Consider the following 23,943-nt stretch of genomic DNA (forward strand, 5'->3'; position numbering starts at 1 on the left):
TTGACGGCGCTGGATTGCTTCGCTTCGCTCGCAATGACGAAAACCATCGGAGGAAACGATAATGTCCCAAGCCTCAAATCAGGCCAAGCGCATCGTGCTCGCGGCGCGGCCCGTGGGCGAGCCCAAGCCGTCCGACTTCCGGCTCGAGGAATGCGCCGTGCCGGAGCCCGGTCCGGGGCAGGTGCTGCTCCGCACGATCTGGCTGTCGCTCGATCCCTATATGCGCGGGCGCATGAGCGACGGCCCGTCCTATGCGCAGCCGGTGCCGGTCGGGGGCGTGATGGAAGCGGGCACGGTCAGCGAGGTCATCGCCTCCAACAATCCGGCGTTTTCGACAGGCGACATCGTGTTGTCGCGTGCCGGCTGGCAGACCCACGCGCTGTCCGACGGCAGCGGCCTGCGCAAGATCGATCCGCAGCTGGCACCGATCTCGACGGCGGTCGGCGTGCTCGGCATGCCCGGCATGACCGCCTATACCGGCCTGCTCGACATCGGCAAGCCGCAAGCCGGCGAGACCGTGGTGGTCGCCGCGGCCTCCGGCGCGGTCGGCTCGGCGGTCGGCCAGATCGCGAAGATCAAAGGCGCCCGCGCGATCGGCATCGCCGGCGGCAAGGACAAATGCGACTACGTGAAGAATGAATTCGGCTTCGACGACTGCATTGATCATCGTGATCCCGATCTCGCGGCAAAGCTGAAGGAGGCTTGCCCCAAGGGCATCGACGTCTATTTCGAGAATGTCGGCGGTGCGGTGTTCGAGGCGGTGTTTCCGCTGCTCAATTCGTTCGCGCGCGTGCCCGTCTGCGGCCTGATCGCGCATTACAACGACACGCAATCGGTGGCGCCGAAATGGGCCGGCGCCTTGATGCGCAACGTGCTGACCAAGCGCCTCACCATCCGCGGCTTCATCGTCTCCGATTTCGCCGCCCGGCACGGCGATTTCCTCAAGGACATGTCCGAATGGGTGCGCGACGGCAAGGTCAAGTACAAGGAGTTCGTCACCGAGGGGCTGGAGAACGCGCCGGGCGCGTTCATGGGCCTGCTCAAGGGCGCCAATTTCGGCAAGCAGCTGGTCCGCGTCGGACCGGACCGGGCGTGATGATTGCGCGTGAAATCCACTCAACACTGGGTTCGGTGAAACGCGACCCGCGCACTCAGTTCACCTCTCCCCAGCGGGGAGAGGTCGCGCCGACAGGCGCCGGTGAGGGGGCTCAGCTCCGACGAGGGACCGTAACCCATCACCCGGATTGCATCTCCCGATGCAATCCGACCTCTCCCAGCGGGAGAGGTGGAGCTCCTGTGCAGCTCGATCCAACCCTCATCTCATAGTTCAATCTAAACATTGTCCATCAGCAGCTCGTCCAGGTCGATATCGACCTGGCCCGGCGCCCTGATATGGCGGACCTCGAGGCTGTCGGGCTCGAAGCGATATTCGACCAGGCCGACCTCCTTGATGCCGATCCGTTCCTGCTTCTGGTCGGAGATGATGAAGCCGGCCGACGGCGCCCAGATGTGGCGGGTGCCGCGATAGGTGAAATCGCGCCGCTGGTGGACATGGCCGCTGGCGACCAGCCGCAGGTCGGCCTTGCCGAGCACGTCCAGCAGCCGCCGCCGCGCCGGTGGCGGAATATAGCGGATCGCGCTGGCCTCGAGCTCGGGATCGTCAGGGGTGTCCAGAAACAGCGGCTTGTGCAGGAACAGCGCCACCGGCCGGCCTGCGGCCGCCGCGAGCTGCGTCGCCAGCCAGTCGAGCTGCTCGCTTTCGGTGGGTAGCCCGGACTGCATCAGCAGCGAGTTGAGGCCGATGAAGCTCCATCCCGCCGCCTCGAACCGCCAGCGGTCATCGCCGAAGATCCTGCTGAAGGCCCGGCAGCGGGCCTCGGAGACCGGGTGCGGCGGCTGAGGCCCGAGCTCGGTCGGATTGTCGCCGACGTCGTGGTTGCCCGGCAGATAGCGGCAGGGCACGGGCAGGGCGTCATGCAGGCTGCGGGCGAAGGCGAGATCGTCGGGCGAGGTCGGCGCATCAAAAGCGAGGTCGCCGCTGTTGATGACAAGATCGGGCCGCGCAGCGTCGATATGCGCACTCACGCGCTCGAAATTGGCGGTCAGGGACGCATGGCGCCGGGTGAGATGGGGATCGGAAATCTGGATCAGGCGGAATTCGGGCATGCAGGGTCCTCTGTCGCGCATGCTTACCGCTGACCTTAGAACCAAAATGTGAACTGCTTCACATTTCGACATTGCCGGGCGTGCTGATGTCAGGCGGCCACGCAGCCGGCGGAAATCGCTGGAACCGGCGGGCCTTGTTCGGCGTCCTGACATCACGGCTTCAATCATTGTGAGTCCGGTGCGCGGCGGTTAAGAGGTTCCGGTCCGCCGGACCTGATCGGGGGCGTTAGGGAATTCGATGTCGGTTCAGATGATCTTGCTGCCGGTGTTCGTGCAGGTCGGCCTGACCTTCGCGCTGCTGCTGTGGATGCGGGGCGGGCGCGGACGGACTTCCAACGGACCGGTCAGCACCGACGAGTTCGGCCTGCCGACGCTGTTCTACGCGCTGATCGCACTGGCGATGCCGGTCCGCCATGCCGATCTGGTGATCGTGATGCTGTCCTGGATCTTCGTGGTGACCCGCTTTGCCCACGCCGGCATTCTGGTCAGCTCCCGCGAGAGCGGCGAGCGCTCGATGGCCTGGTATGCGAGCGCGCTGGTCTTGCTGGCCATGTGGCTGTACTTCGCGCTGAAGATCCTGCTTCTGATTTAACTCTATGGTCGAAAGCCACAAATGACCCCCGCCGCCCGGCTGTCCGCCGCCATCGAACTGATCGACACCATCGAGGCGCAGCGCGCCCCGGCCGCCAAGGCGCTGAAGGATTGGGGCACCAGCCACCGCTTCGCCGGCTCCGGCGACCGTGCCGCCATCGCTGGCCTCGTCTGGGACGTGCTGCGACGGCGCGCCTCCAGCGCCTATGTGATGGAGGACGACAGCCCGCGCGCGCGCCTGCTCGGCATGCTCAAGCTCGAGCGCGGCCTCGACATTCCGACCATCGAGGCGTTGTGCGACGGCAGCCGCTTCGCGCCGGCGCCGCTGACCGAGGCCGAACGCAGCGCGCTGGCCTCGCGCACAGCCGAAGGCGCGCCGGCGCCCATCGCCGGCGACTATCCGGAGTGGCTCGATCCTTATCTCACCGCTGTCTTCGGCGAGGACCGCGCCGCGGAAGCCGCCGCGATGGCGAGCCGGGCGCCGCTCGACCTGCGCGTCAACACGCTCAAAGCGGGCCGCGACAAGGTGCTCAAATCGCTCGGCCACCTCCGCCCCTCGCCGACGCCGTGGTCGCCGATTGGCCTGCGCATCGCGCTCGGCGCCGATGCCCGCAATCCCGGTATCCATGCCGAGGAGGACTTCATCAAGGGCAATATCGAGGTCCAGGACGAGGGCTCGCAGCTCGCGGCGATGTTCGCCGCCGCAAGGCCCGGCGAGCAGGTGATCGATCTCTGCGCCGGTGCCGGCGGCAAGACGCTGGCGCTCGCGGCGCAGATGCAGGGCAAGGGCCGGCTGATCGCGACCGACCAGGACAAGCGCCAGCTGGCGCCGATCCATGAGCGGCTGTCGCGCGCCGGCGTGCACAACGCCGAGGTGCGCTCGCCGAAAGGCGAGGAGGAGCCGCTCGCGGACATCAAGGCCTCCGCCGACCTCGTCGTGATCGATGCGCCCTGCACGGGCACCGGCACCTGGCGCCGCAATCCAGATGCCAAGTGGCGGATGCGCCCCGGCGCGCTGGAGATCCGCCTGAAGGACCAGGCCGAGGTGCTGGAGCGGGCGGCGCCCATGGTCAAGCCGGGCGGCCGCATCGCCTACATCACCTGCTCGGTGCTCACGCCCGAGAACGGTGAGCAGGTCCGCGGCTTCGTCGAACGCCATCCGGAGTTTTCGATTGTGCCGCCGGAGCAGTCCGCCGGAGTGCTCTGGGACAAGGCCGAGGATTTCGCCGACGCGGCGCTGCAATCGCCCGAAGGCTGGCTGATGACCCCGCGCCGGACCGGAACGGATGGGTTTTTCGTGGCGATTTTGAAGAAGAAGTGAGGTCCTGCAGCTTTCCCGAGTACCTCCACTGTCGTCCCCGCGAAAGCGGGGACCCATAGCCACAGGGCTGGGTTTGTGGCACGCGCGTCGTTGCATCTCGCGCGGTAACTGCGCCCCGTGGTTATGGGTCCCGGGTCGGCGCCCGAGGCGCTGCGCGCCCCGGGCTTGCCCGGGACGACAGGGGGAGAAGCGCTTGGAGGGTTGCGGCGCGGGGATTCGTCGCGTAATTCCTTGCCATGACAGCACCAGACAATTCCGAAGCCACCGCCGCCGACCCGACGCTCCACGTGGCCTCGGCGCATGACAAGATTCTGATCGTCGATTTCGGCAGCCAGGTCACCCAGCTGATCGCCCGCCGGGTGCGCGAAGACGGCGTCTATTGCGAGATCGTGCCGTTCCAGAAGGCGGAGGCGGCCTTCCGCGAGATGAAGCCGAAGGCCGTGATCCTCTCCGGCGGCCCGGCCTCGGTGCTCGACGACAATGCGCCCTCCGTGCCGATGCCTATCCTGAACGCCGGCGTCCCGGTGCTCGGCATCTGCTATGGCGAGCAGACCATGGCGCAGCAGCTCGGCGGCACTGTCGAGGGCGGCCACCATCGCGAGTTCGGCCGCGCCACCATCGAGGTCACCGACGACTGCGCGCTGTTTGACGGCGTCTGGGAGAAGGGCGGCACTTACGAGGTCTGGATGAGCCATGGTGATCGCGTCACCAGGCTGCCCGACGGCTTCCGCGGCGTGGCGAAAGCGCAGGGCTCGCCGATCTCTGTGATCGCCGACGATGCGCGCAAGTTCTACGCGATGCAGTTTCACCCCGAGGTGGTGCACACGCCTGATGGCGCCAAGCTCCTGCGCAATTTCGTGCGCAAGATCGCCGGCCTCTCCGGCGACTGGACCATGCGCGCCTTCCGCGAGGAGGCGATCGAGAAGATCCGCGCGCAGGTCGGCAAGGGCCGGGTGATCTGCGGCCTCTCCGGCGGCGTCGACTCAGCCGTCGCCGCCGTGCTGATCCACGAGGCGATCGGCGACCAGCTCACCTGCGTGTTCGTCGATCACGGCCTGCTCAGGCTGAACGAGGCCGAGACCGTCGTGGACCTGTTCCGCCATCACTACAACATCCCGCTCGTGCATGTGGACGCGTCAAAACTGTTCCTCGGCGAGCTCGCCGGCGTCACCGACCCCGAACAAAAGCGCAAGACCATCGGCAAGCTCTTCATCGATGTGTTCGATGCGGAGGCCAAGAAGATCGGCGGCGCCGATTTCCTGGCACAGGGCACGCTCTATCCCGACGTGATCGAGAGCGTCTCCTTCACCGGCGGCCCGTCGGTGACCATCAAGTCGCACCACAATGTCGGCGGCCTCCCCGAGCGCATGCACATGAAGCTGGTCGAGCCCTTGCGCGAATTGTTCAAGGACGAGGTGCGCGCGCTGGGCCGCGAGCTCGGCCTGCCCAAAATCTTCGTCGGCCGCCATCCGTTCCCAGGCCCGGGCCTCGCCATCCGCTGCCCCGGCGAGATCACCGGGGATAAGCTCAATATCCTGCGCAAGGCCGACGCTGTCTATATCGACGAGATCAGGAAGGCCGGCCTCTACGATACCATCTGGCAGGCCTTCGCCGTGCTGCTCCCTGTCAAGACCGTCGGCGTCATGGGCGACGGTCGCACCTACGACTACGTCGTCGGCCTGCGCGCCGTCACCTCGACCGACGGCATGACCGCCGACTTCTATCCGTTCGATATGAAGTTCCTGGGCAACACGGCGACGCGCATCATCAACGAGGTCAAAGGCGTCAACCGCGTGGTGTATGACGTGACGAGCAAGCCGCCGGGAACGATCGAGTGGGAGTGAGGGAATCCTAATTTGGCTTAGGACTTTGGGGCTACCATTTGGCTATTGACAATCGACTATGGGCAAAGGATTTCCAAATCCAATCCGCGGTGGATTTGGATCTCGTGATCGGCCAGGGCGTCGGATATCCGGTCGGAATGCTTAGGAAGAGCACGCCTGAGTTTCGGCGACGGATTGTTGCTGCCGTCATATCTTATCAGATGCAGTTGAGCTCAATCGACTACACGCTGAAGCGTTACGTCGAACCGGATTTGTATGAGGACGAAACCGCCTCGTTAGGGGACGCTACTAGCGACTTTTTGCGAGACAGTGTCGAGAAATTAATGAGGGGCTTGCGCGAATTGCACGCCAAGCAACCTACCTTTGGAGTCTTCGGTGCGGAGTTAACTCTCTATAGGATACCTCATAGTCTGGATGCTGCTCGAATGCTGTCGAATAGAGGCTTGCTACTCGAGGTTTTGCCAATTCTGCGCCTCTGCCTTGAGATGATGGCCTGGGCGAATACGGCCTTCGTCACACAAGACGAAAATGATGTCATGAATTTGAAGGCGCAATCGTGTATTTCTCACATGAAGAGTATGTACAAGCCGGCCGGAAAACTTTACGGATACCTTTCGACGTTCTCTCATTGGGGGCACGCCATACATGGTCAGTTCATCGATATTCGGTCAGGGCAAGTTTCGATCCTCAATGCATCCATCCGTTACCGAGCTATGGCGCTCGCTCTGTGTGTTGTGATTCTCGATATTTTTCTGGAAGTTGTTCGAAATCTTTACGGCGAGAGAAGCTACGAAATCATCACAAGCGTACAGGGGGTGATTGATCGTGATCTTGCACGTAACACCTGCTCTATGCTGTTCCGTATTGCCGAGCTGACAGCGCTGAAGGATCTCGAGAAGATTAAGTCGTTCCTTCATTAGATTTGGATAGCGACGAGAGTGCACTTAGTTTCTCCTGCGGGCCTCCGTCGACGCCTCCCAAGTCAGCCCACCCTTGAACTATCCAGCAATTGCCCGGGCGTTGCTCCCGGAGACGGAGCCACGTCCGAAGCCTCGAACAGGCCGCGTCCGGGGAGCGCCTGGAGGATCGGGGTGGCCGCCGCGCAGAAGAGCTGATCGAGCGGGCGGCTGCGCTGCAGGGGCTGAGCATCACCGATTTCGTGTTGGCCAGCATGCAGGATGCGCGGTGGACGATCGATGGGCGTAATCAGATCTTACTTTCGGCGCGTGATGGCCGAGACGAGCCGGCCATGACGCCATCGGGGCGGCGGGCGCGAGCTCAGAGACTCCAATCAAACTGGCCCGTCCGCGGCTTCCATGTCGGGCTACGGGATCATGGTCAGCAGGCAATGATGGCGAGGTAGTGCGGGTCGGCAGCAGAGATACGTTGCAGCACGGCATCTCGGGTCACGATCGGAATTCGTCTCCGACGCGCCGTCGCGATCAGGTAGCAATCGCCAGGGTCCTTGTGGCCCGTTTCAAGCACCACATTGGCTGCTTCCAGTGCGATGGTCTGATGGATCGGAATGATTTTCGCGCTCGTCGCGCGGATCGCCTCTCGAAACCAGCGGTCGACCGGATCACGGCCGAGATGCGGGCGTCCGGTCTGTCGCGGCTTCTGGGTGGCGACGGAAAGCTCCCAGGCCGTGATGGGCGAGACATAGAGATTGCCTGCGGTCTGGGCGAGGCCGATCTCCACAAGAGCTTGATTGGTGAGTGTGTCCTCGCCGCTGACCAGCCAGAACAGTGCATGGGTGTCGAGCAACAGGCCCGGCAAGGATCAGCGCTTGTGCGTAGCGGACGACTTGCCGCCCTTCAACGCCTGCGAAGCGATTGGCTTCGTCAGGTCGACGCCCTTCTTTAGCGACAACTGCCCCTTCAGGGCGCCGACGCCGCGCACGGTTACAAACTGCCCGGTTTTCGTATTGCGGACAGTTTGGGATGACCCGATGGTCTCGTGCTTGCCGGTCTTTGCCATGGGTGCAATGTAGTGGTTCTGGTTGCGAATGCCAGTGTACCACAATTCCTACCAAAGTACATTTCGCTGTACAGGAGTACACACGAAGTGAGGAGGGGGAAGCCACGGCGTCGCGTCCCTCACCCCATCGTCGCCAGCCTTACCGCCAGCGCACACGCCCGCTCGTATTCGTCGCGGTTGATCCATTCGTCGATCGTATGCGGCTCGTTCTGGCCGGTGCCGAAGGTCACTGTGGGGACGCCGTGGCGGACCATCCAGTTGGCATCCAGCCCGCCATTGCCGGCGCGGATGGAAGGCTGGCCGCCGACATCAGACACCGCCGCGATCGCGCGCTTGACCACCGGCAGGCTCTCCTTCATGCGGAACGGATAGTAGTCGGTCTCGGCCTTGAACTTGATGCGGCCCGACTTGCCGTCGCTGTTGGTGACGCGTTTGGCGGCGTTCTCGAACGCGGTCTTGTAGGCTTTCGTGATCTCCCTGAAGAATTTCGCATCATGGCTGCGGCTCTCGCCGCGCACGTGTACGTAGTCGGTGACGACATTGGTGGCGTCGCCTGCGGGGCGGCCATCGCCGCCGGTGACGGGGCCGACATTGCTGGTGCCTTGTCTGGCGCCCTTGCCCTTGCCCTTCACCACCTTGCCGAACCAGCCGCCGGCTTTCACCTCAGCGAGCGCGAGCGCCAGGATCATGGTCGCGCTGATGCCGCGCTCCGGCGCGACACCGGCATGGGAGGCGCGCCCGAAGATCTCGACCTGCCAGCGGTCGGCGCCGACCGCGCCGATGGTGACGCTGGAGGCGGAGCTGCCGTCGAAGTTGAAGGCCATCACTGGCGAACCGAGATCGTCGGTCTTGACGTGGCGGGCGCCATAAAGCCCGCTCTCCTCGCGCACGCAGAACAGCAGCGTGATCGGCGGATGATCGAGCTTTTGCCGCGCAAGCTCGGCCGCCAAGGTGACGAGAATGCCGCAGCCGCAGCGGTTGTCGCCGCCGAGCGCGGTCTTGGCCTCGTTGACGATCTTGCGCCCCGCCAGCTTCGGCTTGGCGCCGGCGCACAGCGGCACGGTGTCCATGTGGGTCATGAACATGATGCGCGGCTGGTTGTGCATGGTGCCGCGGCCGGGCAGGTCGACGATCAAATTGCCGGTCTCGGTCGGCAGCGGAATGCGGCTGTTGGCGTCGTCGAGGCGGATTGCATCGGCCGGCACGCCGCTCTCCTGCAGTGCGGCCGTGATCTCGCGCCCGATCGCCGCCTCCTGTCCGGTCACGCCCTCGATAGCTAGAAAGCGCATGAGGCGGTCGGTGGCGGCCTGGGCGTCGATGGACATGAACAAAATCCTTAATCGTGAGCAAACTGCGCTAAGTATCTGTCCCGACGTCCCCGACGCAAGCGAGCGCGGCGCGCATCCTTAGGATCCGTTCTGATGGCCGACGATGAGCCAACCGATGAGATTTCGCGGATCGAAGCCCGACTCGACGAGCTCGGCGACATTGCCGAGCGCTGCCGCAAAATCATCCTGGCCTCGAAGGTGGCGATCGCAATTGGTGCCGGTTCGCTGCTTGGCATGATGCTGGGCCTGCTCGGGTCTTCACCGGTCGTCGCCATCGGGGCGATTGCCGCGGTGCTGGGCGGAATCGTGTCGCTTGGATCGAACGTCAGCACGTTGCGACAGACGATGGCCCAGATGGCCGAAGCGGAAGGGCTCCGTTTCCAGCTGATCGACCGGATCAATCTCCGCCTGGTTGGCGATGCATCACGATGACAGCGCACTCGCTGGTTCGGTAAAGCCGAGGTTCGGCCGGAGCGAACACGGGACGGCCGAGCGCCGGTTCTACGGCTGATTCCCGTTCAGCAAGAGCGTCATTGCGCCCGACCCGCAGTGATCATAACGTGAACGGCCAGCATCTGCGCGCAGACGCGCGCTTTTGCCCGGCCATGGCGGCTGCGGGCAGCCGGGCGAGCGGCTATTGCTCCGCGGCCAGGCGCACGATTTGGCGGCCGCCATTCATCTCGCGGAGGCTGTTGACGTAGTCCTCGGGACGACGCCAACGCACCGGCGTCTGCAAACCCATGAAGCTTGCGATGCTGCCAATGAACGAGGTGCAATTGGTCGTTTCGGCGTTCCACACCGGCGAGCTCGCCTGCAGTTTCTTGATGTAGGCGAACACCCGTTTGGCGTCGGCTTCGTTTAGATAAACGCGGTAGCTCGCGGTCAGGTAGTCGGGATCGAGATCGCCATAGCTCGCGCCGGTCTCGGATGGCACGAAGGTGAAATAACCGAGCATGTAGGCCAGCGTATCGCCGGCCGGCGTGAGGCCCGCCACCTCGACCGCCCGCTCGCTGGTCTTGCCGTACCAGACGAACGCGTGCCCCCAGCTCGCGGCAGTGCGCGCTCTGAAGTCGACGTAATAGGGCCCTTTGGCTTCGGAAGCGCGCCGTTCGGGCGCGCTGGGTTTGCTCGAATGTCCGACTGATGCGTGCGCCGACCGCGCGGATGCGGTCTGCATACCGCACGGGAGCAGCAGCGCAAACGAGAGTATTCCGGCCAGACACGAACGCTGCATGGCAAGCACGCCCCGAGATGAATGATGGCGCAGGGGACTGATCGCGCTCAGTAGCTGCGGCGGACCACAGGCGGGGGGACCACCGGCGCCTTGCCGACCGGGCTCTTGCCGATCGGAGCTTTCCCGATCGGCATCTTGCCGAAGGCGGGTTGGTCATAGACCGGTTGCGGATGCGGCAGGTCCGCAGCATGGGCCACGGTCACCAGCGCGAGCACGGCGCCCGCGGCAATCGCGAATTTCTTCACTCGACATCTCCTCGAGGTTGGACAGTGCCCCAGCCCCTTCCTCGATGGCATGACCTGACCGGCGGAATACGACGAGAATGGGGCAATCGAAGGGTGTTGGCGTGTCCCGCCCGCGCGAATTCGTCCCCTGTATCAGCATTGCATCACCCGGCCGATCGTCGGCAGATGCGCGCATCAAAGGCGCTCAAGCAATCAGGGCATGCTGACCGCCGGCTGCACGACGGGCAGTTTCTGCATACGCGTCATGCCTAAATTGCCCGTCGTGCCAGTTTGCCGCATGTGGCTCGGCTTGTGCCGTCGGGCAAATCGAGTTCACATTTCCCGGCGTCCCGGCTCACAAGAGGGGCGCTTCGCGATCGTCACGAACGTTGAGCCCGGGATGCGGTGGGCGCGTCGGTTTGCAGCTTGATCTCATCAGGCGGACGAACAGATCGATGCGACGGTGAAATCGTGTGGTCCTGGCCTCCCGGTGCTGAGGTCAAGCTTTGCGGCGGATGATCCGCAACGCGACGGGGGCAATCAAGCCGGTCCCCGGGGAGAGTACGTATAAGCCGCTAAACCATCGCGCAGGGAAGGCCGGTTATTGGGCTGAACCTGTGGTTCTGCCGCGTGCTTTTTTGCTGCACGCGGACCGCGGGTATCAGCCGATACCCGGCCTTCCCTGCACCCTCTTCTTCAGAAAGAGGGGTCGATTGATGCAAAGCTCGGGCGCATCGTGCCGCGAGATCGCGAACCTGTGACCTCCGCGCCATTTGACAAGTTGAGCAGGAGGCTGCGAGCCCATCATGATGCAACCAGAGCTGATGGAATGGCAGGCCGTCGCACTTCTTTGAGTCGATTGGTCACGCCGCCCAATATTGAGGAGATGAACATGCAGACGGGCAAACTGAGCGGACGCGTGGCGCTGGTCACGGGCGCTTCCTCGGGGATCGGAGCGGCAACGGCCGCTGCGCTCGCCGCCGAAGGCGCGCGTGTCGGCTTGGTGGCGCGCCGCCGCGAGCGCCTCGAAGCTCTCGCTAAGCAGTTACGAGACGGCGGCGGCGAGGTGCTCCCGATTCAGGCCGACGTCACGGACGAGGCGCAGGTCGACAGGACAGTCGAGACCGTTCTGAGCGAATACGGCCGGCTGGACATTCTGGTCGCGGCCGCAGGAGTGGGTGTGGCGGCGCCGTTTCAGAACACGACTCCCGCGGAATACAGGCAGATGATCGAGCTCAACTTCCTGGGCCTGCTCTACGGCATCCATGCCGCGCTGCCGATCATGAAGCGGCAGGCCGGCGGGCATATCGTGATCGTGTCTTCCGGCACGGGCAGGTACATTCATCCGTCCACCGTCTACTCGGGGACCAAGCATGCGGCGAGCGCCATGGCCGAGTCGTTGCGGCGGGAAGTGGGCAAGGATGGAATTCGTGTCACAAGCATCGAGCCCGGCGCGGTCAAGACCGAGTTCGTCTCGCATATGCGCCCCGACGTGCGCCAGGCGGTCGAGGACAGGCTTGGAGACATGGAGCAGCTCGAGAGCGAGGACATCGCAACCGCGATCCTCTACGCAGTGACGCAACCGCGCAGGGTCAACGTCAACATTCTCACCCTCTATCCCACCCAGCAGGCGTGATCGGGGGTGTGATGTCACCACACGTACGGAAGCATGCGCCAGCGCACGCGACGCGCATAATCGTGGTAGCCTTCGAGGCCGCTGCGCAGGGTCGCTTCTTCGATGACGATGCGGATGCCGAGCAGGAGCGCGAGAATGGGGATTGTCGCAAGCCCCCACCACGAGCCGAGCACGAGCGAGGTGCTCGCAAAGTACAGGATTGCGCCGAGATACATCGGATGGCGGACGATCGCATAGGGGCCGGTCGTGACGACCGTCTGCCCGCGCTCTTTCTGTATCTTGACCACGGGCGCGGCGAAGCTGTTCGTGCGCAAGGTCCAGCACATGAACAAAAGCGCAGCCAGGAGCAGGCCGCATCCCGACCACTGCACGGCAGGCGGCATCATTGACCAGCGCCAACGCGCAGCATCCGCTGCCATGAAGCCGATGGCTCCGAATACGAGGAGCAGGAACGGGATCAGCACCAGCTTGTCCGCGAGCGGCTGCTCCTTCTGGAGCGGCGGCTTCAGGCGCTCCCGAAGGAGGCCGGGATCGACGCGCATCGCGTACGCTCCAAAAATCATTGAGAAGGCAACCATTTCACCGAGATAGAGCCACCCGCCGGCGTAGTGCAGTGTCCCCGCAGCGCCGAAGATGATGACGCCCATAAAGCCGAACCAGGCGATCGTCTGGACAACGAGATTCAGAAAGAGACTCATGTCTTGCCGCTCCCTCGAAGCTGCCGATGATTCCGCGGCGCATGCGCCGTCGCGGGGAGTTCGTAACTCATCGCGGTCGCCGGCTGCGTTTCCAGCGTCGCATCGCGTCCTCCATGGCCTCACGCATCACCCGGTAGAAATCCGCCATCTCCTCGAGGCGCGCGCTGACCGTCTTGGACGCGGCGATTCCGGCTCCGGCGTTCAGCTGCTCGGCCAATGCCTCGAGCAGCTGGTTCTGTTGCCGGATCATGGCTTCGTAATCGTCGGCGACCGCATAGAGCGCGCGCTTTGTTCCGGCTTCGCTATGGCGACGCGCCAGCGTGTAGCTCTCCAGGAGCCGAGCGGCCACGCTTGCGCTGCTCTTGCTGATCTCAAGATCCTCGGTGATCTCGTCGAGGCTGACCGGGCGAGGGCAAAGGAGCAGATACCCGTAGAGACGGGCGGCAACGGGCGGCACGCCCCAAGGCGTGAACAGGCGCGTCACGTCCTCGATGAAGCGCTTGTCCTTGCCCATCTTATTCGGTATATTCGGCATATTCCGAATATACAATTTGATGCGGCAGCAGTGCAATCTCCTTTTGGCGCTTCTTGAGCAAGGGATGCGGCAGCCATGAGCGAAACGGCAATAAGGCCAAGGGCGGGCGGTGTGGCAACCGCGATCACGATACTCGTCGCCGGCTTCCTGACGGCCGCCGTCCAGTTCGGATTAGCCATCTGGGCTTGGGGCGGATGGAGCGCGTTCTTCGCGCATCCCGCGCTTCGCGTGCTCGCCTTGGTCACTCTTCTCTTTATCGTCGTTGCGATGTTTTCGGGAAGCAGCGGCCTGAGTTCCGGGGAGAGAGAGGACAGGAGCGACCGCTGGGTCCTCTTCGCATTCCTGGTCATCGCGCTCTTGATGGCCTATGTCTCGGCCTACACCGACCGCATCGACTTCTGGACCATCGACGGAGACGCCGTGCGCTGGTTCGGCGTCGCTGTCTGCGTCGCCGGCAGCACGCTCAGGCTCGTTCCGGTGTTCCTGCTGAAAAACCGCTTTAGCGGGTTGGTGGCGATCCAGGCCGACCACAAGCTCGAAACGCGCGGCATTTACGCTGTTATTCGCAACCCAAGCTATCTCGGCATGCTGGTGTCGGCCGTCGGTTGGGCGCTCGCATTCCGCTCGGTCGTGGGCGTGCTACTCGCTCTGCTGCTGTTGATTCCTCTCGTCCCGCGCATCCACGCGGAGGAACGGTTGCTGCGTGAGCATTTCGGGAAGGAGTATGACGACTACTTCGCGCGGACTTGGCGCCTCGTGCCGTGGATTTACTGATGTGGGCGGAAGCTCACAAGCTCACATTTCCCCGCGTCCTCGCTTGCGAGAGGGGCGCTATCAAAGGATCACGAACGTTCGGCCGAGGCGTCGTGCGGCGGCGCCGGACAACGAAGTGCCCGGCGTCGCGCCTCGCTGCAGCTCAGCATCGCTTAGCGGCAGTTCCAGGTGGTGGCTTGGCCGCACACTGTGTACGGGCTGTCGCCGCCATAGACCTGGTACGGATAATCGCCGGCACGATAGTAGCCGTAGGCCGGCGGGCCGTAATACACCGGACCCGCATCATAATAGGCCGGGCCGCCATAGACCGGACCATCGTAGTAGGCATAGGCGTCGCGGCTCGCGGCGATCGCCAGACCGGTGCCGATCGCGCCGGCCGCGAGAGCCGCGCCAACCGCCGGACCGCCGCCATGCCAGCGCAGATGCCGCGCGTCGGCGCTGGTCGGGGTGAGTGCGCCGATCGCAAGCGCGGTCAGCGAAGCGATTACGGCCGTGCGGCCGAGCAACTGAGTCTTCGGGTTCGACATGTCGGGCCTCCAGTGAATGCGCCATCATCGGCGGATGTCCCTAGAACCCTTGGCTTCGGCCGGAGTTCCGGGGCTTCTGTCTGGCTCGCGTCATTGGAACAAGGCACGCGCGGGTCATCGATGCTAATATTCTTTCACCGCAGCGCCGAGCACGACCCACGCGCCAGCCGCGAGCAGGCCGAGGCCGCCGAGCACGAGAAAGCTCGGGGAATATCCGATCCAGTGCGCGACCCAGCCGCCCAGCGCCGGGCTCACCGCGGCGCCGACGCCCTGGACGGTGATGACGGCGCCTTGCCCGAGATTGACGCGGCCGGTGCCATACAGCGAGCGCGCACCATGCCGGGCACGGCGACGCTCTGCAGGCCCGTGCCGATTCCGTCGAGAATCTCGACCGGCACCACGCCGGACCAGCCGCCAAAGAAAAAAGCGATGACGCCGCGCAGCGGCAGCACGAGAAACGAGATCAGCAGGATCAGCCAGTAATTGCGCTTCTCGGCGACCTGCATGGCAATCAGCGAGGCGATCACCATGACGCCCTGGGCGATCACGACCGTGGTGGCGACGAAGCCCGGACCATTGGCCTTGCCACCCGACACCGCCGACATGCCGAAGATCGGGATGATCGCCGCGTTGCCGAGATGGAAGAGCGCCAGCGCAAGGCCCAGCACCAGCAGCGGCTTGTGCCGCAGCAGCACCGTCATTGCGCCGGGCTGGCTCTTGGAATCATCCTCCTTGTTGCCGCGCGCGGCGTGGTCGTTGATCGTATCAGGGCGGATCAGGAGCACGCAGGCGACCGTGATGGCCCCGAACAGCGCCGCCAGCGCGAACACCCAGAAATAGCCGAGCTTCCAGCCGAGCAGCCCGGATGCCGCCGCGCCGACCATGTTGCCGGCATGGTTGAAGGCCTGGTTGCGGCCGTTCTGCCGATTGAAGCCTCTCTGTCCGACCATGCCGAGCGTGATGCCGGTGACGGCAGGCACGATCGCCGCGCTCGCGATCGAGGTCGCCACTTGCGAAGCGGCGACGGCCCAGAAATTCTGCCAGAGCAGGATGACCGAGGAGGCCAGCACGACCGCCACTCCAGGCACGATGACCCAGGCGCGCTTGTGATGCGAGGCATCGATGAAGCCGCCAATGGGCGTCGTGATCAGCATGCCCGCGACGTTGCCGATGCTGAGCGCAGTGCCGATCAGGCCGCTGGTCCAGCCGCGCTCGATCAGGAACACGCTCAGGAACGGGCCGATGCCCGACTGCATGTCCGCCATGAAGAAATTGACGGCGAGCAAGGGCCACAGCCGCGTGGCATGGCTGTCATTTGGCTGTCGCCTGCTCCTCGTCATCGACGTCGACTTCCGGCCGGGAGTTGCGGATCGACATCGATAACGGCACAGGCGCGGTCGAGTTCATCGCCGAACCCCGGCGGATCAGTCCGCCGCTTTGGCGCGCAGCCGCTGCGCATAGACATTGATGACCAGCGCGGCGAGCAGGATCAGGCCGCGGATCAGGATCTTCAGGAAGCTGTCGATATTGACGTGATCGAGGCCGTTGTTGAGCACGCCGAGCACGAACAGGCCGACGATGGTGTTGCCGATGCCGCCGCGGCCGCCAAAGAGACTGGTGCCGCCGACCACGACAGCAGCGATGGAATCGAGCAGATAGGTGTCAAATTCGTTCTGCTGGGCGCTGCCAAAATGCGCCACGCCGAGCATGCCGCCGATCCCGGAGCAGACGGCCGAGATCACCATCACGCTGCCCAGGATCAGCTTGACGTTCAACCCGGAATATTCGGCCGCCTCACGGTTGCCGCCGACCATGTAGACGTACCGGCCGAAGCGCGTATAGGTCAGCACGAGATGGCCGGCGAGCAGCATGATCGCGGCCACGATCACGATCCAGGGAATGCCGGCGACCGAACTCGATCCGAGCGTCGCGATCAGGCTCGGGACCTTGTAGGCGATCTGGCCGCGCACCAGCAGCGCCGAGATGCCGGCTGCGATCTGCATCATCGCCAAGGTCATGATGAAGGATGGGATGCCGACCACCGTCAATCCGAAGGCGTTGACGAGGCCGAGCGCGGCGCAGAGCAAAAGCGCAAGCAGGATGGCGGCGAAGCCCGGCAGCGGAATGTTAGCGATGTTGACGTAGGATTCCTGCGCCGTGAAGTACGCAACCGCGATGCCGGTGACGTTCGCGATGCTGGCGATCGACAGGTCGATCTCGGCGCACAGGATCACGAAGGTGAGACCGACGGCGATGATGCCGGTGACCGACACCTGGGTCAGGATGTTGCCGACATTATCGATGGTCGCAAAGGAGGGGCTTGCGACGGCGAAGAAGAGGCTGAGGCAGATCAGCGTCAGGAATGGCGCGATGTTGCGCATCTGCGAGCGCAGCAGCGTCGCAATCCGCCCGGTCCGATGCGCGTGAGCCTTGGACATCGGCACCCCTTCACTCGTCATCGCCGTCTCCCTACGCCGCCTCGAGCAGACGGTCCTTGCTGATGGTCTCGCCTGCAAACTCGCGCACGACCTCGCCGCGCTTGAGCACGATGATGCGGTCGGCGAGCGACAGCACCGTCTCCGGCTCGGTCGAGAGCACGATGACGGCGATGCCCTGGTCGCGCAACTGGCGCACGATTTGGATCACGTCGCTCTTGGCGCCGACATCCATGCCGCGGGTCGGCTCGCAAAGCACCAGGAGCCGCGGCGGATGCGTCAGCCATTTCGCCAGCGCGACCTTCTGCTGATTGCCGCCCGAGAGCAGGCCGAGATCGATCTCGACATCGGCGGGGCGGATCTGCAGCTGCTCGACCTGACGCTTGGCGATGCTGCGTTCGCGCGCGGGCCTTAAGAGCAGCGCACCGATGCGGTCGAGAATGCTGACCGAGACGTTCTTGTAGACCGGCTCCTGGTGGAACAGCATGTCGCGCCGGCTCTCGGGCACGAAGGCGATGCCGGCGCGGCGGGCGTCGGCGGTGTTGTGAAAGGACGCAGGTCGGCCAGCGACGACCAGCCGCCCCTGGTCAGGCGCGAGCTTGCCGAACAGGATGCGCGCGAGCTCCAATTGACCGCAGCCCATGAAGCCGTAGACGCCGAGCACCTCGCCGGCGCGTACATTGAACGAGACCTGCTTCAGGCTGCGTGCCAGCGACAGGTCTTGCGCGGCAACCACCACGGGTTGGCCGGCCGGCGGGGCGGGCAGGGTGATGTCGTGGGTATAGGTCTCCTCCAGCGCGTCGCGGCCCTTGCCAATCATGGCTTCGATGAGCGCGGCCTTGCTGGTCGCGGCCGCCTTCGTCTCCATCACCTTGCGGCCGTTGCGAAATACCGTGACCTGGTCGGAGATCAGCAGGATTTCCTCGATGAAATGCGAGATGAAGACGATGCCCGTGCCCTGGTCACGCAGCCGGCGCAGCGTCGCAAACAGCCGCTCGACCTCGGGCGGCGACAGCGCCGAGGTCGGCTCGTCCAGGATGATGATGCGGGCGCCGGAGAACAGCACGCGCGCGATCTCGATCAGCTGCTGCAGCCCGATCGGTAGATCGCCGAGCCGCGCCATCGGATCGGCATCGATGCCGAGCTTCTTGAGCTGCTCGGCCGCCTCGCGCGCCATCCGCCGCCATTGCACCAGGCCGAAACGGTTGGTCGGCTGGGTCCCGAGAAAAACATTCTCCGCAACGGTCAGGTCAGGCGCGACCGAGAGCTCCTGATGCACCATCGCGATGCCCGCGGCGCGGGCGTCGCGGGTCGAGCGAAAACGGTGCTCGTGGCCGTCGAGCAGGAAGCGGCCGGCGAACTCCGGATGCACGCCGGCGATGATCTTCATCAGCGTGCTCTTGCCGGCGCCGTTCTCGCCGACGAGACCGTGGATCTCGCCGGGGAGAAGCGTGAAGTCGACGCCACGCAGCGCCGTCACGCCGCCGAACGCCTTGGTGATGTCCTGCAGCTCGAGAAGAGGCGGGCGGCTCTGCGACATGGGACTTGCTCAGATCAGGAAGTGATCCTCCATCCACTGCATGCCGGCTGCGTTGTTCTTGGTCACCACGGGACCATCGGTGACGACGCTCTTCGGAATGCCCTGGCCGCTCTTCTCGCCCGCGGTCACGGCGGCGACTCCGGCGATGATCGCACCGCCATGGATGCGGCAGGAGGGGTTGCGCACGGTCGCGAACATGCGACCCTCGCTGACCGCCTGAATCGCCGGCGGCATCGCGTCCACGCCGCCGATCAGGATGTTGGTGCGGTTGCGCGCCTTCATGATGTTGTAGGCGGCGAGCGCCATGTCATCATTGTGGAAGAAGGCGGCGTCGATCTGCGGATATTTGGTGAGATAGGTCTCCCACAGCCGTGCCGTCTTGGAGACGTCCCAGTCCGCCGGCTGGGTGTCGAGCACCTCGATTCCGGGATACTGTTTGACGACCGACTCGAAGCCTTTGGCGCGGCCCTGCGCACCGGTATGGCCCAGCGCGCCCTGCGTCATGATGATCTTGCCCTTGCCGTTGAGCGCATTGACCAGCGCCTGCGTCACCGAGGCGCCCATGAACTCATTATCCGGGGCGAGGAAGGAGTGCACGTTGATCTGATCGAGCGGGGCGATCAGCGTGTCCATGTCGATCACCGGGATGCCGGCGTCGATCATTTTCTGCACCGGCTGGGTCAGCGTGCCGATGCCGAAGGCCTGGATCGCGACGAAATCCCATTTTTGCGACGCCATATTGTCGATCGCGGCGCGTTGCTTCACCGCGTCGAGCTGGCCGTCGAACCAGGTGACCTCGACATTGAGCAGCTTGCCCCACCATTCCGCGGCCTGCTTACCCTGGGCGCACCAGGTCGCCTGCAGACCGGCATTGGAGAAAGCGGCCTTGAGCGGCTTCTCCGAGCGTCCCATCTCGGCTGCGAGCACCGGGTTGATGCCCAGCCCGCCGAGCAGGGCCGCCGCCGTGCCGGCGGCGGTGGCCGCCTGAAGAAGATCGCGCCTCGTCGTGGATTTTTCCGTCCCTGACATTAACCCGCTCCCTGTTCCCATTGTTTGTTCGGCGGTGTCGTTGATCGCATCCGCCACAATAGCGAGTGTTTCACAACCTGCCGCATCAAGCTACAGATGGATGTTGTGCGCTGCGTCGGGGCGGATGATCCATCTGGCACCAGAGCAGGCGCTGGACCATTCGGATCGCATCGATGCGATGTGGAAAAAAGAGCGCGAGAGGGTGAGCGCGGCGAGCATTCACACGGCGTTCACAGGCCATCGTCCATATACGGCGCGGCGCAATCCATATCCGCCTGGCTCAAAAAAATGAGCAGGGCAGCGGGCCCTGCTCGGAAATTGTGTCGACCCTTTGTAATCCCGCTAGTTCAGATTTGATCTTCTTTGGCGGGTTGACGCTGCTTTTGCGCGCCAGGGCTCCTCCCGAGACTTGGACCACCAGACTTCGGCAAGTGCGTCGGCCTGAGCCTCAAGTGGTAGACGATCTTTTTACGCTTGTCATCCTTTTCGGCAACGATTGTTCAAAATTCGCGCAGTTTGCGAAATGATCGCGAACTAATCCGAGGGCGGAATATTTCAGCTGTAACATAACTTAGATAAGGGTAATATTGTAGGGCGATTCCGTTTTAGTCGGCCAGGGAATATTTTTCAGGCAGACGGCGCGGTCCCCCTCGTGGCGCCTCTGCACCAATCGTGCGCCAAACATCGGCAAATGCGCGACGCGTCCTCGACTCGCTGCCGTCGCAGGCGTACGAGGGGACCATTGAATTGGTGGACTTTGATGCGGCAGCGGCTGCACGGATTTTTCCCGATCCTGCTGATCGCGCTGATGGTGCAGATCCTCGCACCGATCGGCGCGACCTGGACGGCTGCATTTGCCGCATCCGACCCGCTACGCAGCCTCGAGATTTGCCATAGCGACCCGAGCGGCGCTCCGGCCAGCGACAATCAGAGCGGACAGCACGTCCACGATGCCTGCGCGCTCTGCTGTGCCGCGCAGACGGGGGCGGCGCTGGATACACCTCAGTCCGTCGCATTCGCCGCTCCCATCCTCGAAGTCCGTCGCGTCGTCTGGCACGCCAGCGCATTCGTGCTCGCGGCGTCGCGCATCGGCTCCAATGCGAAGGCGCGCGCTCCGCCTGTAGTCGCGTGAAGCGTCGCGGCCTGGCGGCCGCAATCACCGTTTCATGTTGGATGCATCCGCGGAGATCATCATGTTTATCAGTTCGTGGCGTACGGGCCTGTCCGGGCTCGTGATCGCGCTCGTGCCGTTTGCGCCAAGCCTCGTTGCCCCAAGCCTTGCGCACGAGATCGTCGGCAATCGCTTCTTCCCGGCAACGCTCGGCGTCGACGATCCCGGCGTCAATGACGAGCTCGCCGTGCCGACTGTCGATACCTTCAAGTCCGGTGACACGCCGCCGGTCCGGCAGCACGACGTGTCGGGCGAGTTCTCCAAGCGGATCACGGAGGATTTCGCGATCGCGCTCGGTGCGACCTACAGCTTCCTCAATCCGACCGATCCGACCGTGCCGGGCGCCAACGGCTTTCAGAACCTGGAGACCACGTTCAAGTACAGGCTGTTCAAGGACCCCGCACATGAGTTCGTGATGTCGGTCGGGCTCAGCGTCGAGTGGGGAGGCACCGGTGCGGCCAATGTCGGCGCCGATCCCTTCAACACCTACACGCCGACCGTCTATTTCGGCAAAGGCTTCGGCGACCTGCCGGACACGATGTCGTGGTTGCGGCCGGTGGCAGTGACCGGGCAGGTGGGTTATGCGATCCCCGGACGCAATTCGACCACCACCTTCGGCATCGATCCGGACAGCGGTGCGCTTACGGCCGACACGGAATTCCATCCCAAGGTCCTGAACTGGGGCGGCACGTTGCAGTACAGCATGCCTTACCTGAAGGCCTCCGTGATCGATCTCGGCCTGCCCGAGTTCTTCAACCGAATGATTCCGCTGGTCGAGGCCAATCTGCAGACGCCGGTCGCCAATACCTTGACGTCGGGCCACCTGACGACCGGAACCATCAATCCCGGCGTGATCTGGGTCGGCAGCAAGTACCAGTTCGGTGTGGAGGCGCTGATTCCGATCAACCGGCAGAGCGGCAGCAATATCGGGGCGATCGCGCAATTGCACTTCTATCTCGATGACATCGATCCCCGCGGCATCGGCCGGCCACTGTTTGGCAATGCCGCCGCACCGGCCCGGCCGTTTGGAGGGAATTGATCATGCGCCGAATATCGATGGTCGCCGCTGCTATCCTCGTGCTGTTGTTTGCCGTCGACGCCCACGCCCATGCCGAGCTCGATCACGCTGAGCCGCGGGTCGGCAACAGAGTCGCGACGCCGCCGCGCGAGGTGACGCTGTGGTTCACGCAAAAGCTCGAGCCGGCCTTCAGCAGGATCACCGTGACGAACGCCGCCGGCGAGCGAGTCGATAGCGGCAAGACGCGCGTCAGCGGCAACCAGATGTCGGTGTCACTGCGCGGCGGCGGAGCCGGCACCTACCACGTCAATTGGCATGTGCTCTCGGTCGATACCCATACGACGGACGGCAATTTCACCTTCCAGGTCGGCCAATAAGAGCGCATGTCCCGATGGACTGGTTCGGAGCGGACATTGCTGCGCCTCTGGTTGCGGCGCGCGGAGTGCATCTTGCCGCGAGCGCGATCACGGCAGGTGTCCTGATCTTTGGTGCGACGGTCCTCGCACCGGCGGCGTCTCCCATGCCGCAGGCGCGGGTGATCGGATCGCGGCTTCGGCGCGTCATCTGGCTTGCGCTCGCAGTCGACGTCGTGAGCGGATTTGTATGGTTCGTCCTGCAGGCCGCCTCGATGAGCGGGCTTGCGCCCGGTGAGGCGATCGCGCCGGATGTGCTGTGGACCGTGCTGGTTGAGACGCAATTCGGGCAGGTCATGCTGGCGCGCTTGCTCTGCCTCATCGTGCTCGCGGCTTGTCTCGGCTTGGATGGGATCGCGGCGATGCAGCGGCTTGCGTTGGCCGCCGCGCTTGGCTTTGTCGGGGCCATCGCCTGGACCGGGCACGCCGGCGCGACGGCCGGAGGTGAGGGCGCCGTGCATGTTGCGGCCGATGTCCTGCACCTCTGGGCTGCTGCGGCCTGGACCGGCGGGCTGTTGGGGCTGGTGTTGCTGCTGGTTGCGCTCGGGCGCGGCCCGGAGGCGCGAGCGGCCATAATGGTGGCCGTGCGGCGCTTCTCGATCCTCGGCCTCGCCAGCGTCGGAACGTTGCTCGTGTCCGGCGCGATCCACAGTTGGATTCTGGTCGGCTCGCTCCACGTGCTGCTTGTGACGGCCTATGGACGATTGCTCATCATCAAGCTCGCGCTGTTTGCCCTGATGCTGGCCTTGGCGACGATCAACAGGCTGTGGCTGACGCCTCGCCTGGCGACCGCATCGACGGAGCGTGCCACGGCGATGCTGATCAGCACCGCGGCAATCGAGCTTGTGTTCGCGATTGCCGTATTCGCACTCGTTGGTGCGCTCGGGACCCAGCATCCCGCCGCACATTTCTTGACTGCATGAGGACGAAGAAAGGAATTCGACATGCAAGCTCTTAAGTTGACGATCAGGTCAATCGGCGCGGTCCTGTGTGGGGCGTTGCTGATATTGAGCGCGGCCGCGCGCGCCGACGAAGTGAAGGCCGGCGATCTCGTCATCAGCCAGGCCTGGAGCCGGGCGACGCCGGGCGGCGCCAAGATCGGGGCCGGCTATCTCAGCATCGAGAACAAGGGCAGCGCTCCCGACCGGCTCGTTGCGGTCTCAGGTGATGCGGCCGGCAAGATCGAGGTGCATGAGATGGCCATGAACAAGGGTGTCATGACCATGCGCCCGCTGGAACAGGGGCTCACCATCGATCCCGGCAAGACCGTGACCCTGGCGCCCAGCGGTTATCACCTGATGATGATGGACCTCAAGGCGCCACTGAAGCAGGGCGATAAGGTGCCGCTCACGCTGGAGTTCGAGAAGGCCGGCAAGGTGGCAGTGACGCTCGACGTCCAGGGCGTCGGTGCGAAGGGGCCGGGCGGGGACAGCGGCGGCATGATGAAGAAAATGCCCGATCATTCGGGAATGAAGATGTAGC

Annotated in this window: 28 protein-coding genes; 14 read left to right on the forward strand and 14 right to left on the reverse strand. The window is 64.2% G+C overall.

The window, feature by feature from the left end; translation table 11 throughout:
- Positions 1 to 61: 61 nt before the first annotated feature.
- A complete protein-coding gene (locus P6U24_RS16340) occupies positions 62 to 1,096 on the forward strand; it encodes an NADP-dependent oxidoreductase (RefSeq protein ID WP_407160093.1) in 1,035 nt (344 codons plus the stop codon).
- 236 nt (positions 1,097 to 1,332) lie between these two features.
- Here P6U24_RS16340 and P6U24_RS16345 read toward each other — a convergent pair whose 3' ends face one another.
- Positions 1,333 to 2,166 (reverse strand): metallophosphoesterase family protein, encoded by an 834-nt coding sequence (locus P6U24_RS16345; RefSeq protein WP_407160094.1) that lies wholly within the window; start codon positions 2,164 to 2,166, stop codon positions 1,333 to 1,335.
- 238 nt (positions 2,167 to 2,404) lie between these two features.
- Between P6U24_RS16345 and P6U24_RS16350 the strand changes: the two genes are divergently transcribed.
- The 5 genes from P6U24_RS16350 (at position 2,405) to P6U24_RS16370 (ending at position 7,285) form a co-directional block, all read left to right on the forward strand.
- A complete protein-coding gene (locus P6U24_RS16350) occupies positions 2,405 to 2,758 on the forward strand; it encodes an MAPEG family protein (protein ID WP_407160095.1) in 354 nt (117 codons plus the stop codon).
- 21 nt (positions 2,759 to 2,779) lie between these two features.
- Positions 2,780 to 4,078, forward strand: a complete 1,299-nt coding sequence (locus P6U24_RS16355) for an RsmB/NOP family class I SAM-dependent RNA methyltransferase (RefSeq protein WP_407160096.1) — start codon at positions 2,780 to 2,782, stop codon at positions 4,076 to 4,078.
- A gap of 236 nt (positions 4,079 to 4,314) precedes the next feature.
- Positions 4,315 to 5,922, forward strand: a complete 1,608-nt coding sequence (guaA, locus tag P6U24_RS16360; protein WP_407160097.1) for a glutamine-hydrolyzing GMP synthase — start codon at positions 4,315 to 4,317, stop codon at positions 5,920 to 5,922.
- Between the two features lie 38 nt (positions 5,923 to 5,960).
- On the forward strand, positions 5,961 to 6,842 hold the full coding sequence (locus tag P6U24_RS16365) for a hypothetical protein (RefSeq protein ID WP_407160098.1): 882 nt from the start codon (positions 5,961 to 5,963) through the stop codon (positions 6,840 to 6,842).
- Between the two features lie 89 nt (positions 6,843 to 6,931).
- A complete protein-coding gene (locus P6U24_RS16370; protein WP_407160099.1) occupies positions 6,932 to 7,285 on the forward strand; it encodes a DUF1778 domain-containing protein in 354 nt (117 codons plus the stop codon).
- Here the strand turns inward: P6U24_RS16370 and P6U24_RS16375 are convergent.
- From P6U24_RS16375 to P6U24_RS16385, 3 genes are all read right to left on the reverse strand, one after another.
- Positions 7,261 to 7,698, reverse strand: coding sequence for a type II toxin-antitoxin system VapC family toxin (locus P6U24_RS16375; RefSeq protein WP_407160100.1), 438 nt, complete (start codon positions 7,696 to 7,698; stop codon positions 7,261 to 7,263). The two genes, P6U24_RS16370 and P6U24_RS16375, sit on opposite strands and share 25 nt — an antisense overlap.
- Before the next feature lie 3 nt (positions 7,699 to 7,701).
- Positions 7,702 to 7,899 (reverse strand): hypothetical protein, encoded by a 198-nt coding sequence (locus tag P6U24_RS16380; RefSeq protein ID WP_407160101.1) that lies wholly within the window; start codon positions 7,897 to 7,899, stop codon positions 7,702 to 7,704.
- Positions 7,900 to 8,018: 119 nt separating this feature from the next.
- Positions 8,019 to 9,224 (reverse strand): M20/M25/M40 family metallo-hydrolase, encoded by a 1,206-nt coding sequence (locus tag P6U24_RS16385; RefSeq protein ID WP_407160102.1) that lies wholly within the window; start codon positions 9,222 to 9,224, stop codon positions 8,019 to 8,021.
- 96 nt (positions 9,225 to 9,320) lie between these two features.
- Between P6U24_RS16385 and P6U24_RS16390 the strand changes: the two genes are divergently transcribed.
- On the forward strand, positions 9,321 to 9,659 hold the full coding sequence (locus P6U24_RS16390; RefSeq protein WP_407160103.1) for a hypothetical protein: 339 nt from the start codon (positions 9,321 to 9,323) through the stop codon (positions 9,657 to 9,659).
- 202 nt (positions 9,660 to 9,861) lie between these two features.
- Here P6U24_RS16390 and P6U24_RS16395 read toward each other — a convergent pair whose 3' ends face one another.
- Complete coding sequence (locus P6U24_RS16395; RefSeq protein ID WP_407160104.1) at positions 9,862 to 10,461, reverse strand: hypothetical protein; 600 nt, start codon at positions 10,459 to 10,461, stop codon at positions 9,862 to 9,864.
- Positions 10,462 to 10,508: 47 nt separating this feature from the next.
- Positions 10,509 to 10,706, reverse strand: coding sequence for a hypothetical protein (locus P6U24_RS16400; protein ID WP_407160105.1), 198 nt, complete (start codon positions 10,704 to 10,706; stop codon positions 10,509 to 10,511).
- 808 nt (positions 10,707 to 11,514) lie between these two features.
- Between P6U24_RS16400 and P6U24_RS16405 the strand changes: the two genes are divergently transcribed.
- Positions 11,515 to 12,321, forward strand: coding sequence for an SDR family oxidoreductase (locus P6U24_RS16405; RefSeq protein WP_407160106.1), 807 nt, complete (start codon positions 11,515 to 11,517; stop codon positions 12,319 to 12,321).
- 14 nt (positions 12,322 to 12,335) lie between these two features.
- On the opposite strand, the gene P6U24_RS16410 is transcribed toward P6U24_RS16405, so the two are convergent.
- Together P6U24_RS16410 and P6U24_RS16415 are read right to left on the reverse strand one after the other, a co-directional pair.
- Positions 12,336 to 13,019 (reverse strand): methyltransferase family protein, encoded by a 684-nt coding sequence (locus P6U24_RS16410; RefSeq protein ID WP_407160107.1) that lies wholly within the window; start codon positions 13,017 to 13,019, stop codon positions 12,336 to 12,338.
- Between the two features lie 67 nt (positions 13,020 to 13,086).
- The gene (locus P6U24_RS16415) at positions 13,087 to 13,533 is read right to left on the reverse strand and encodes a GbsR/MarR family transcriptional regulator (protein WP_407160108.1); all 447 of its coding nucleotides are present in this window, start codon (positions 13,531 to 13,533) and stop codon (positions 13,087 to 13,089) included.
- A gap of 96 nt (positions 13,534 to 13,629) precedes the next feature.
- Between P6U24_RS16415 and P6U24_RS16420 the strand changes: the two genes are divergently transcribed.
- Entirely contained in the window at positions 13,630 to 14,328 is a 699-nt protein-coding gene (locus tag P6U24_RS16420) for a methyltransferase family protein (RefSeq protein ID WP_407160109.1), read from the forward strand.
- A gap of 152 nt (positions 14,329 to 14,480) precedes the next feature.
- On the opposite strand, the gene P6U24_RS16425 is transcribed toward P6U24_RS16420, so the two are convergent.
- The 6 genes from P6U24_RS16425 to P6U24_RS16450 all read right to left on the reverse strand — a co-directional run bounded on the left by P6U24_RS16425 (position 14,481) and on the right by P6U24_RS16450 (position 19,859).
- Positions 14,481 to 14,855, reverse strand: a complete 375-nt coding sequence (locus P6U24_RS16425) for a hypothetical protein (RefSeq protein ID WP_407160110.1) — start codon at positions 14,853 to 14,855, stop codon at positions 14,481 to 14,483.
- A gap of 123 nt (positions 14,856 to 14,978) precedes the next feature.
- Positions 14,979 to 15,110 carry a hypothetical protein gene (locus tag P6U24_RS16430; RefSeq protein WP_407160111.1) on the reverse strand — a complete coding sequence of 44 codons (132 nt, stop codon included), beginning with the start codon at positions 15,108 to 15,110 and terminating at the stop codon, positions 14,979 to 14,981.
- Positions 15,107 to 16,195: an MFS transporter gene (locus P6U24_RS16435; RefSeq protein ID WP_407160112.1), complete on the reverse strand. Its 1,089-nt coding sequence runs from the start codon at positions 16,193 to 16,195 to the stop codon at positions 15,107 to 15,109. Before P6U24_RS16435 ends, P6U24_RS16430 begins: the two co-directional genes overlap by 4 nt.
- A gap of 84 nt (positions 16,196 to 16,279) precedes the next feature.
- Positions 16,280 to 17,314 (reverse strand): ABC transporter permease, encoded by a 1,035-nt coding sequence (locus tag P6U24_RS16440; RefSeq protein ID WP_407160113.1) that lies wholly within the window; start codon positions 17,312 to 17,314, stop codon positions 16,280 to 16,282.
- A gap of 10 nt (positions 17,315 to 17,324) precedes the next feature.
- On the reverse strand, positions 17,325 to 18,830 hold the full coding sequence (locus tag P6U24_RS16445; RefSeq protein WP_407160114.1) for a sugar ABC transporter ATP-binding protein: 1,506 nt from the start codon (positions 18,828 to 18,830) through the stop codon (positions 17,325 to 17,327).
- 9 nt (positions 18,831 to 18,839) lie between these two features.
- Entirely contained in the window at positions 18,840 to 19,859 is a 1,020-nt protein-coding gene (locus tag P6U24_RS16450; protein WP_407160115.1) for a sugar ABC transporter substrate-binding protein, read from the reverse strand.
- A 742-nt stretch (positions 19,860 to 20,601) separates the two neighbouring features.
- On the opposite strand from P6U24_RS16450, the gene P6U24_RS16455 reads away from it, so the two are divergent.
- The 5 genes from P6U24_RS16455 to P6U24_RS16475 all read left to right on the forward strand — a co-directional run bounded on the left by P6U24_RS16455 (position 20,602) and on the right by P6U24_RS16475 (position 23,942).
- Complete coding sequence (locus tag P6U24_RS16455; RefSeq protein WP_407160116.1) at positions 20,602 to 20,991, forward strand: DUF2946 family protein; 390 nt, start codon at positions 20,602 to 20,604, stop codon at positions 20,989 to 20,991.
- Between the two features lie 61 nt (positions 20,992 to 21,052).
- Positions 21,053 to 22,069, forward strand: a complete 1,017-nt coding sequence (locus P6U24_RS16460; protein ID WP_407160117.1) for a hypothetical protein — start codon at positions 21,053 to 21,055, stop codon at positions 22,067 to 22,069.
- A 2-nt stretch (positions 22,070 to 22,071) separates the two neighbouring features.
- Positions 22,072 to 22,425: a copper resistance protein CopC gene (locus P6U24_RS16465; protein ID WP_407160118.1), complete on the forward strand. Its 354-nt coding sequence runs from the start codon at positions 22,072 to 22,074 to the stop codon at positions 22,423 to 22,425.
- A 14-nt stretch (positions 22,426 to 22,439) separates the two neighbouring features.
- Positions 22,440 to 23,384 carry a copper homeostasis membrane protein CopD gene (gene copD, locus P6U24_RS16470; protein ID WP_407160119.1) on the forward strand — a complete coding sequence of 315 codons (945 nt, stop codon included), beginning with the start codon at positions 22,440 to 22,442 and terminating at the stop codon, positions 23,382 to 23,384.
- A 21-nt stretch (positions 23,385 to 23,405) separates the two neighbouring features.
- A complete protein-coding gene (locus P6U24_RS16475) occupies positions 23,406 to 23,942 on the forward strand; it encodes a copper chaperone PCu(A)C (protein ID WP_407160120.1) in 537 nt (178 codons plus the stop codon).
- Position 23,943 lies beyond the last annotated feature (1 nt).

Origin of the sequence: Bradyrhizobium sp. STM 3557 (assembly GCF_045571465.1) — a bacterium.
Lineage (GTDB): Bacteria > Pseudomonadota > Alphaproteobacteria > Rhizobiales > Xanthobacteraceae > Bradyrhizobium.

What these genes read in the sequence shown, in the direction of transcription:
- P6U24_RS16340 (WP_407160093.1), top strand. Translation starts at nt 62, where the DNA reads ATGTCCCAAGCCTCAAATCAGGCCAAGCGCATCGTGCTCGCGGCGCGG.
- P6U24_RS16345 (WP_407160094.1), bottom strand. Translation starts at nt 2,166, where the DNA reads ATGCCCGAATTCCGCCTGATCCAGATTTCCGATCCCCATCTCACCCGG.
- P6U24_RS16350 (WP_407160095.1), top strand. Translation starts at nt 2,405, where the DNA reads ATGTCGGTTCAGATGATCTTGCTGCCGGTGTTCGTGCAGGTCGGCCTG.
- P6U24_RS16355 (WP_407160096.1), top strand. Translation starts at nt 2,780, where the DNA reads ATGACCCCCGCCGCCCGGCTGTCCGCCGCCATCGAACTGATCGACACC.
- guaA (WP_407160097.1), top strand. Translation starts at nt 4,315, where the DNA reads ATGACAGCACCAGACAATTCCGAAGCCACCGCCGCCGACCCGACGCTC.
- P6U24_RS16380 (WP_407160101.1), bottom strand. Translation starts at nt 7,899, where the DNA reads ATGGCAAAGACCGGCAAGCACGAGACCATCGGGTCATCCCAAACTGTC.
- P6U24_RS16385 (WP_407160102.1), bottom strand. Translation starts at nt 9,224, where the DNA reads ATGTCCATCGACGCCCAGGCCGCCACCGACCGCCTCATGCGCTTTCTA.
- P6U24_RS16390 (WP_407160103.1), top strand. Translation starts at nt 9,321, where the DNA reads ATGGCCGACGATGAGCCAACCGATGAGATTTCGCGGATCGAAGCCCGA.
- P6U24_RS16395 (WP_407160104.1), bottom strand. Translation starts at nt 10,461, where the DNA reads ATGCAGCGTTCGTGTCTGGCCGGAATACTCTCGTTTGCGCTGCTGCTC.
- P6U24_RS16405 (WP_407160106.1), top strand. Translation starts at nt 11,515, where the DNA reads ATGGCAGGCCGTCGCACTTCTTTGAGTCGATTGGTCACGCCGCCCAAT.
- P6U24_RS16410 (WP_407160107.1), bottom strand. Translation starts at nt 13,019, where the DNA reads ATGAGTCTCTTTCTGAATCTCGTTGTCCAGACGATCGCCTGGTTCGGC.
- P6U24_RS16415 (WP_407160108.1), bottom strand. Translation starts at nt 13,533, where the DNA reads ATGGGCAAGGACAAGCGCTTCATCGAGGACGTGACGCGCCTGTTCACG.
- P6U24_RS16420 (WP_407160109.1), top strand. Translation starts at nt 13,630, where the DNA reads ATGAGCGAAACGGCAATAAGGCCAAGGGCGGGCGGTGTGGCAACCGCG.
- P6U24_RS16425 (WP_407160110.1), bottom strand. Translation starts at nt 14,855, where the DNA reads ATGTCGAACCCGAAGACTCAGTTGCTCGGCCGCACGGCCGTAATCGCT.
- P6U24_RS16435 (WP_407160112.1), bottom strand. Translation starts at nt 16,195, where the DNA reads ATGACGAGGAGCAGGCGACAGCCAAATGACAGCCATGCCACGCGGCTG.
- P6U24_RS16440 (WP_407160113.1), bottom strand. Translation starts at nt 17,314, where the DNA reads ATGACGAGTGAAGGGGTGCCGATGTCCAAGGCTCACGCGCATCGGACC.
- P6U24_RS16445 (WP_407160114.1), bottom strand. Translation starts at nt 18,830, where the DNA reads ATGTCGCAGAGCCGCCCGCCTCTTCTCGAGCTGCAGGACATCACCAAG.
- P6U24_RS16450 (WP_407160115.1), bottom strand. Translation starts at nt 19,859, where the DNA reads ATGTCAGGGACGGAAAAATCCACGACGAGGCGCGATCTTCTTCAGGCG.
- P6U24_RS16460 (WP_407160117.1), top strand. Translation starts at nt 21,053, where the DNA reads ATGTTTATCAGTTCGTGGCGTACGGGCCTGTCCGGGCTCGTGATCGCG.
- P6U24_RS16465 (WP_407160118.1), top strand. Translation starts at nt 22,072, where the DNA reads ATGCGCCGAATATCGATGGTCGCCGCTGCTATCCTCGTGCTGTTGTTT.
- copD (WP_407160119.1), top strand. Translation starts at nt 22,440, where the DNA reads ATGGACTGGTTCGGAGCGGACATTGCTGCGCCTCTGGTTGCGGCGCGC.
- P6U24_RS16475 (WP_407160120.1), top strand. Translation starts at nt 23,406, where the DNA reads ATGCAAGCTCTTAAGTTGACGATCAGGTCAATCGGCGCGGTCCTGTGT.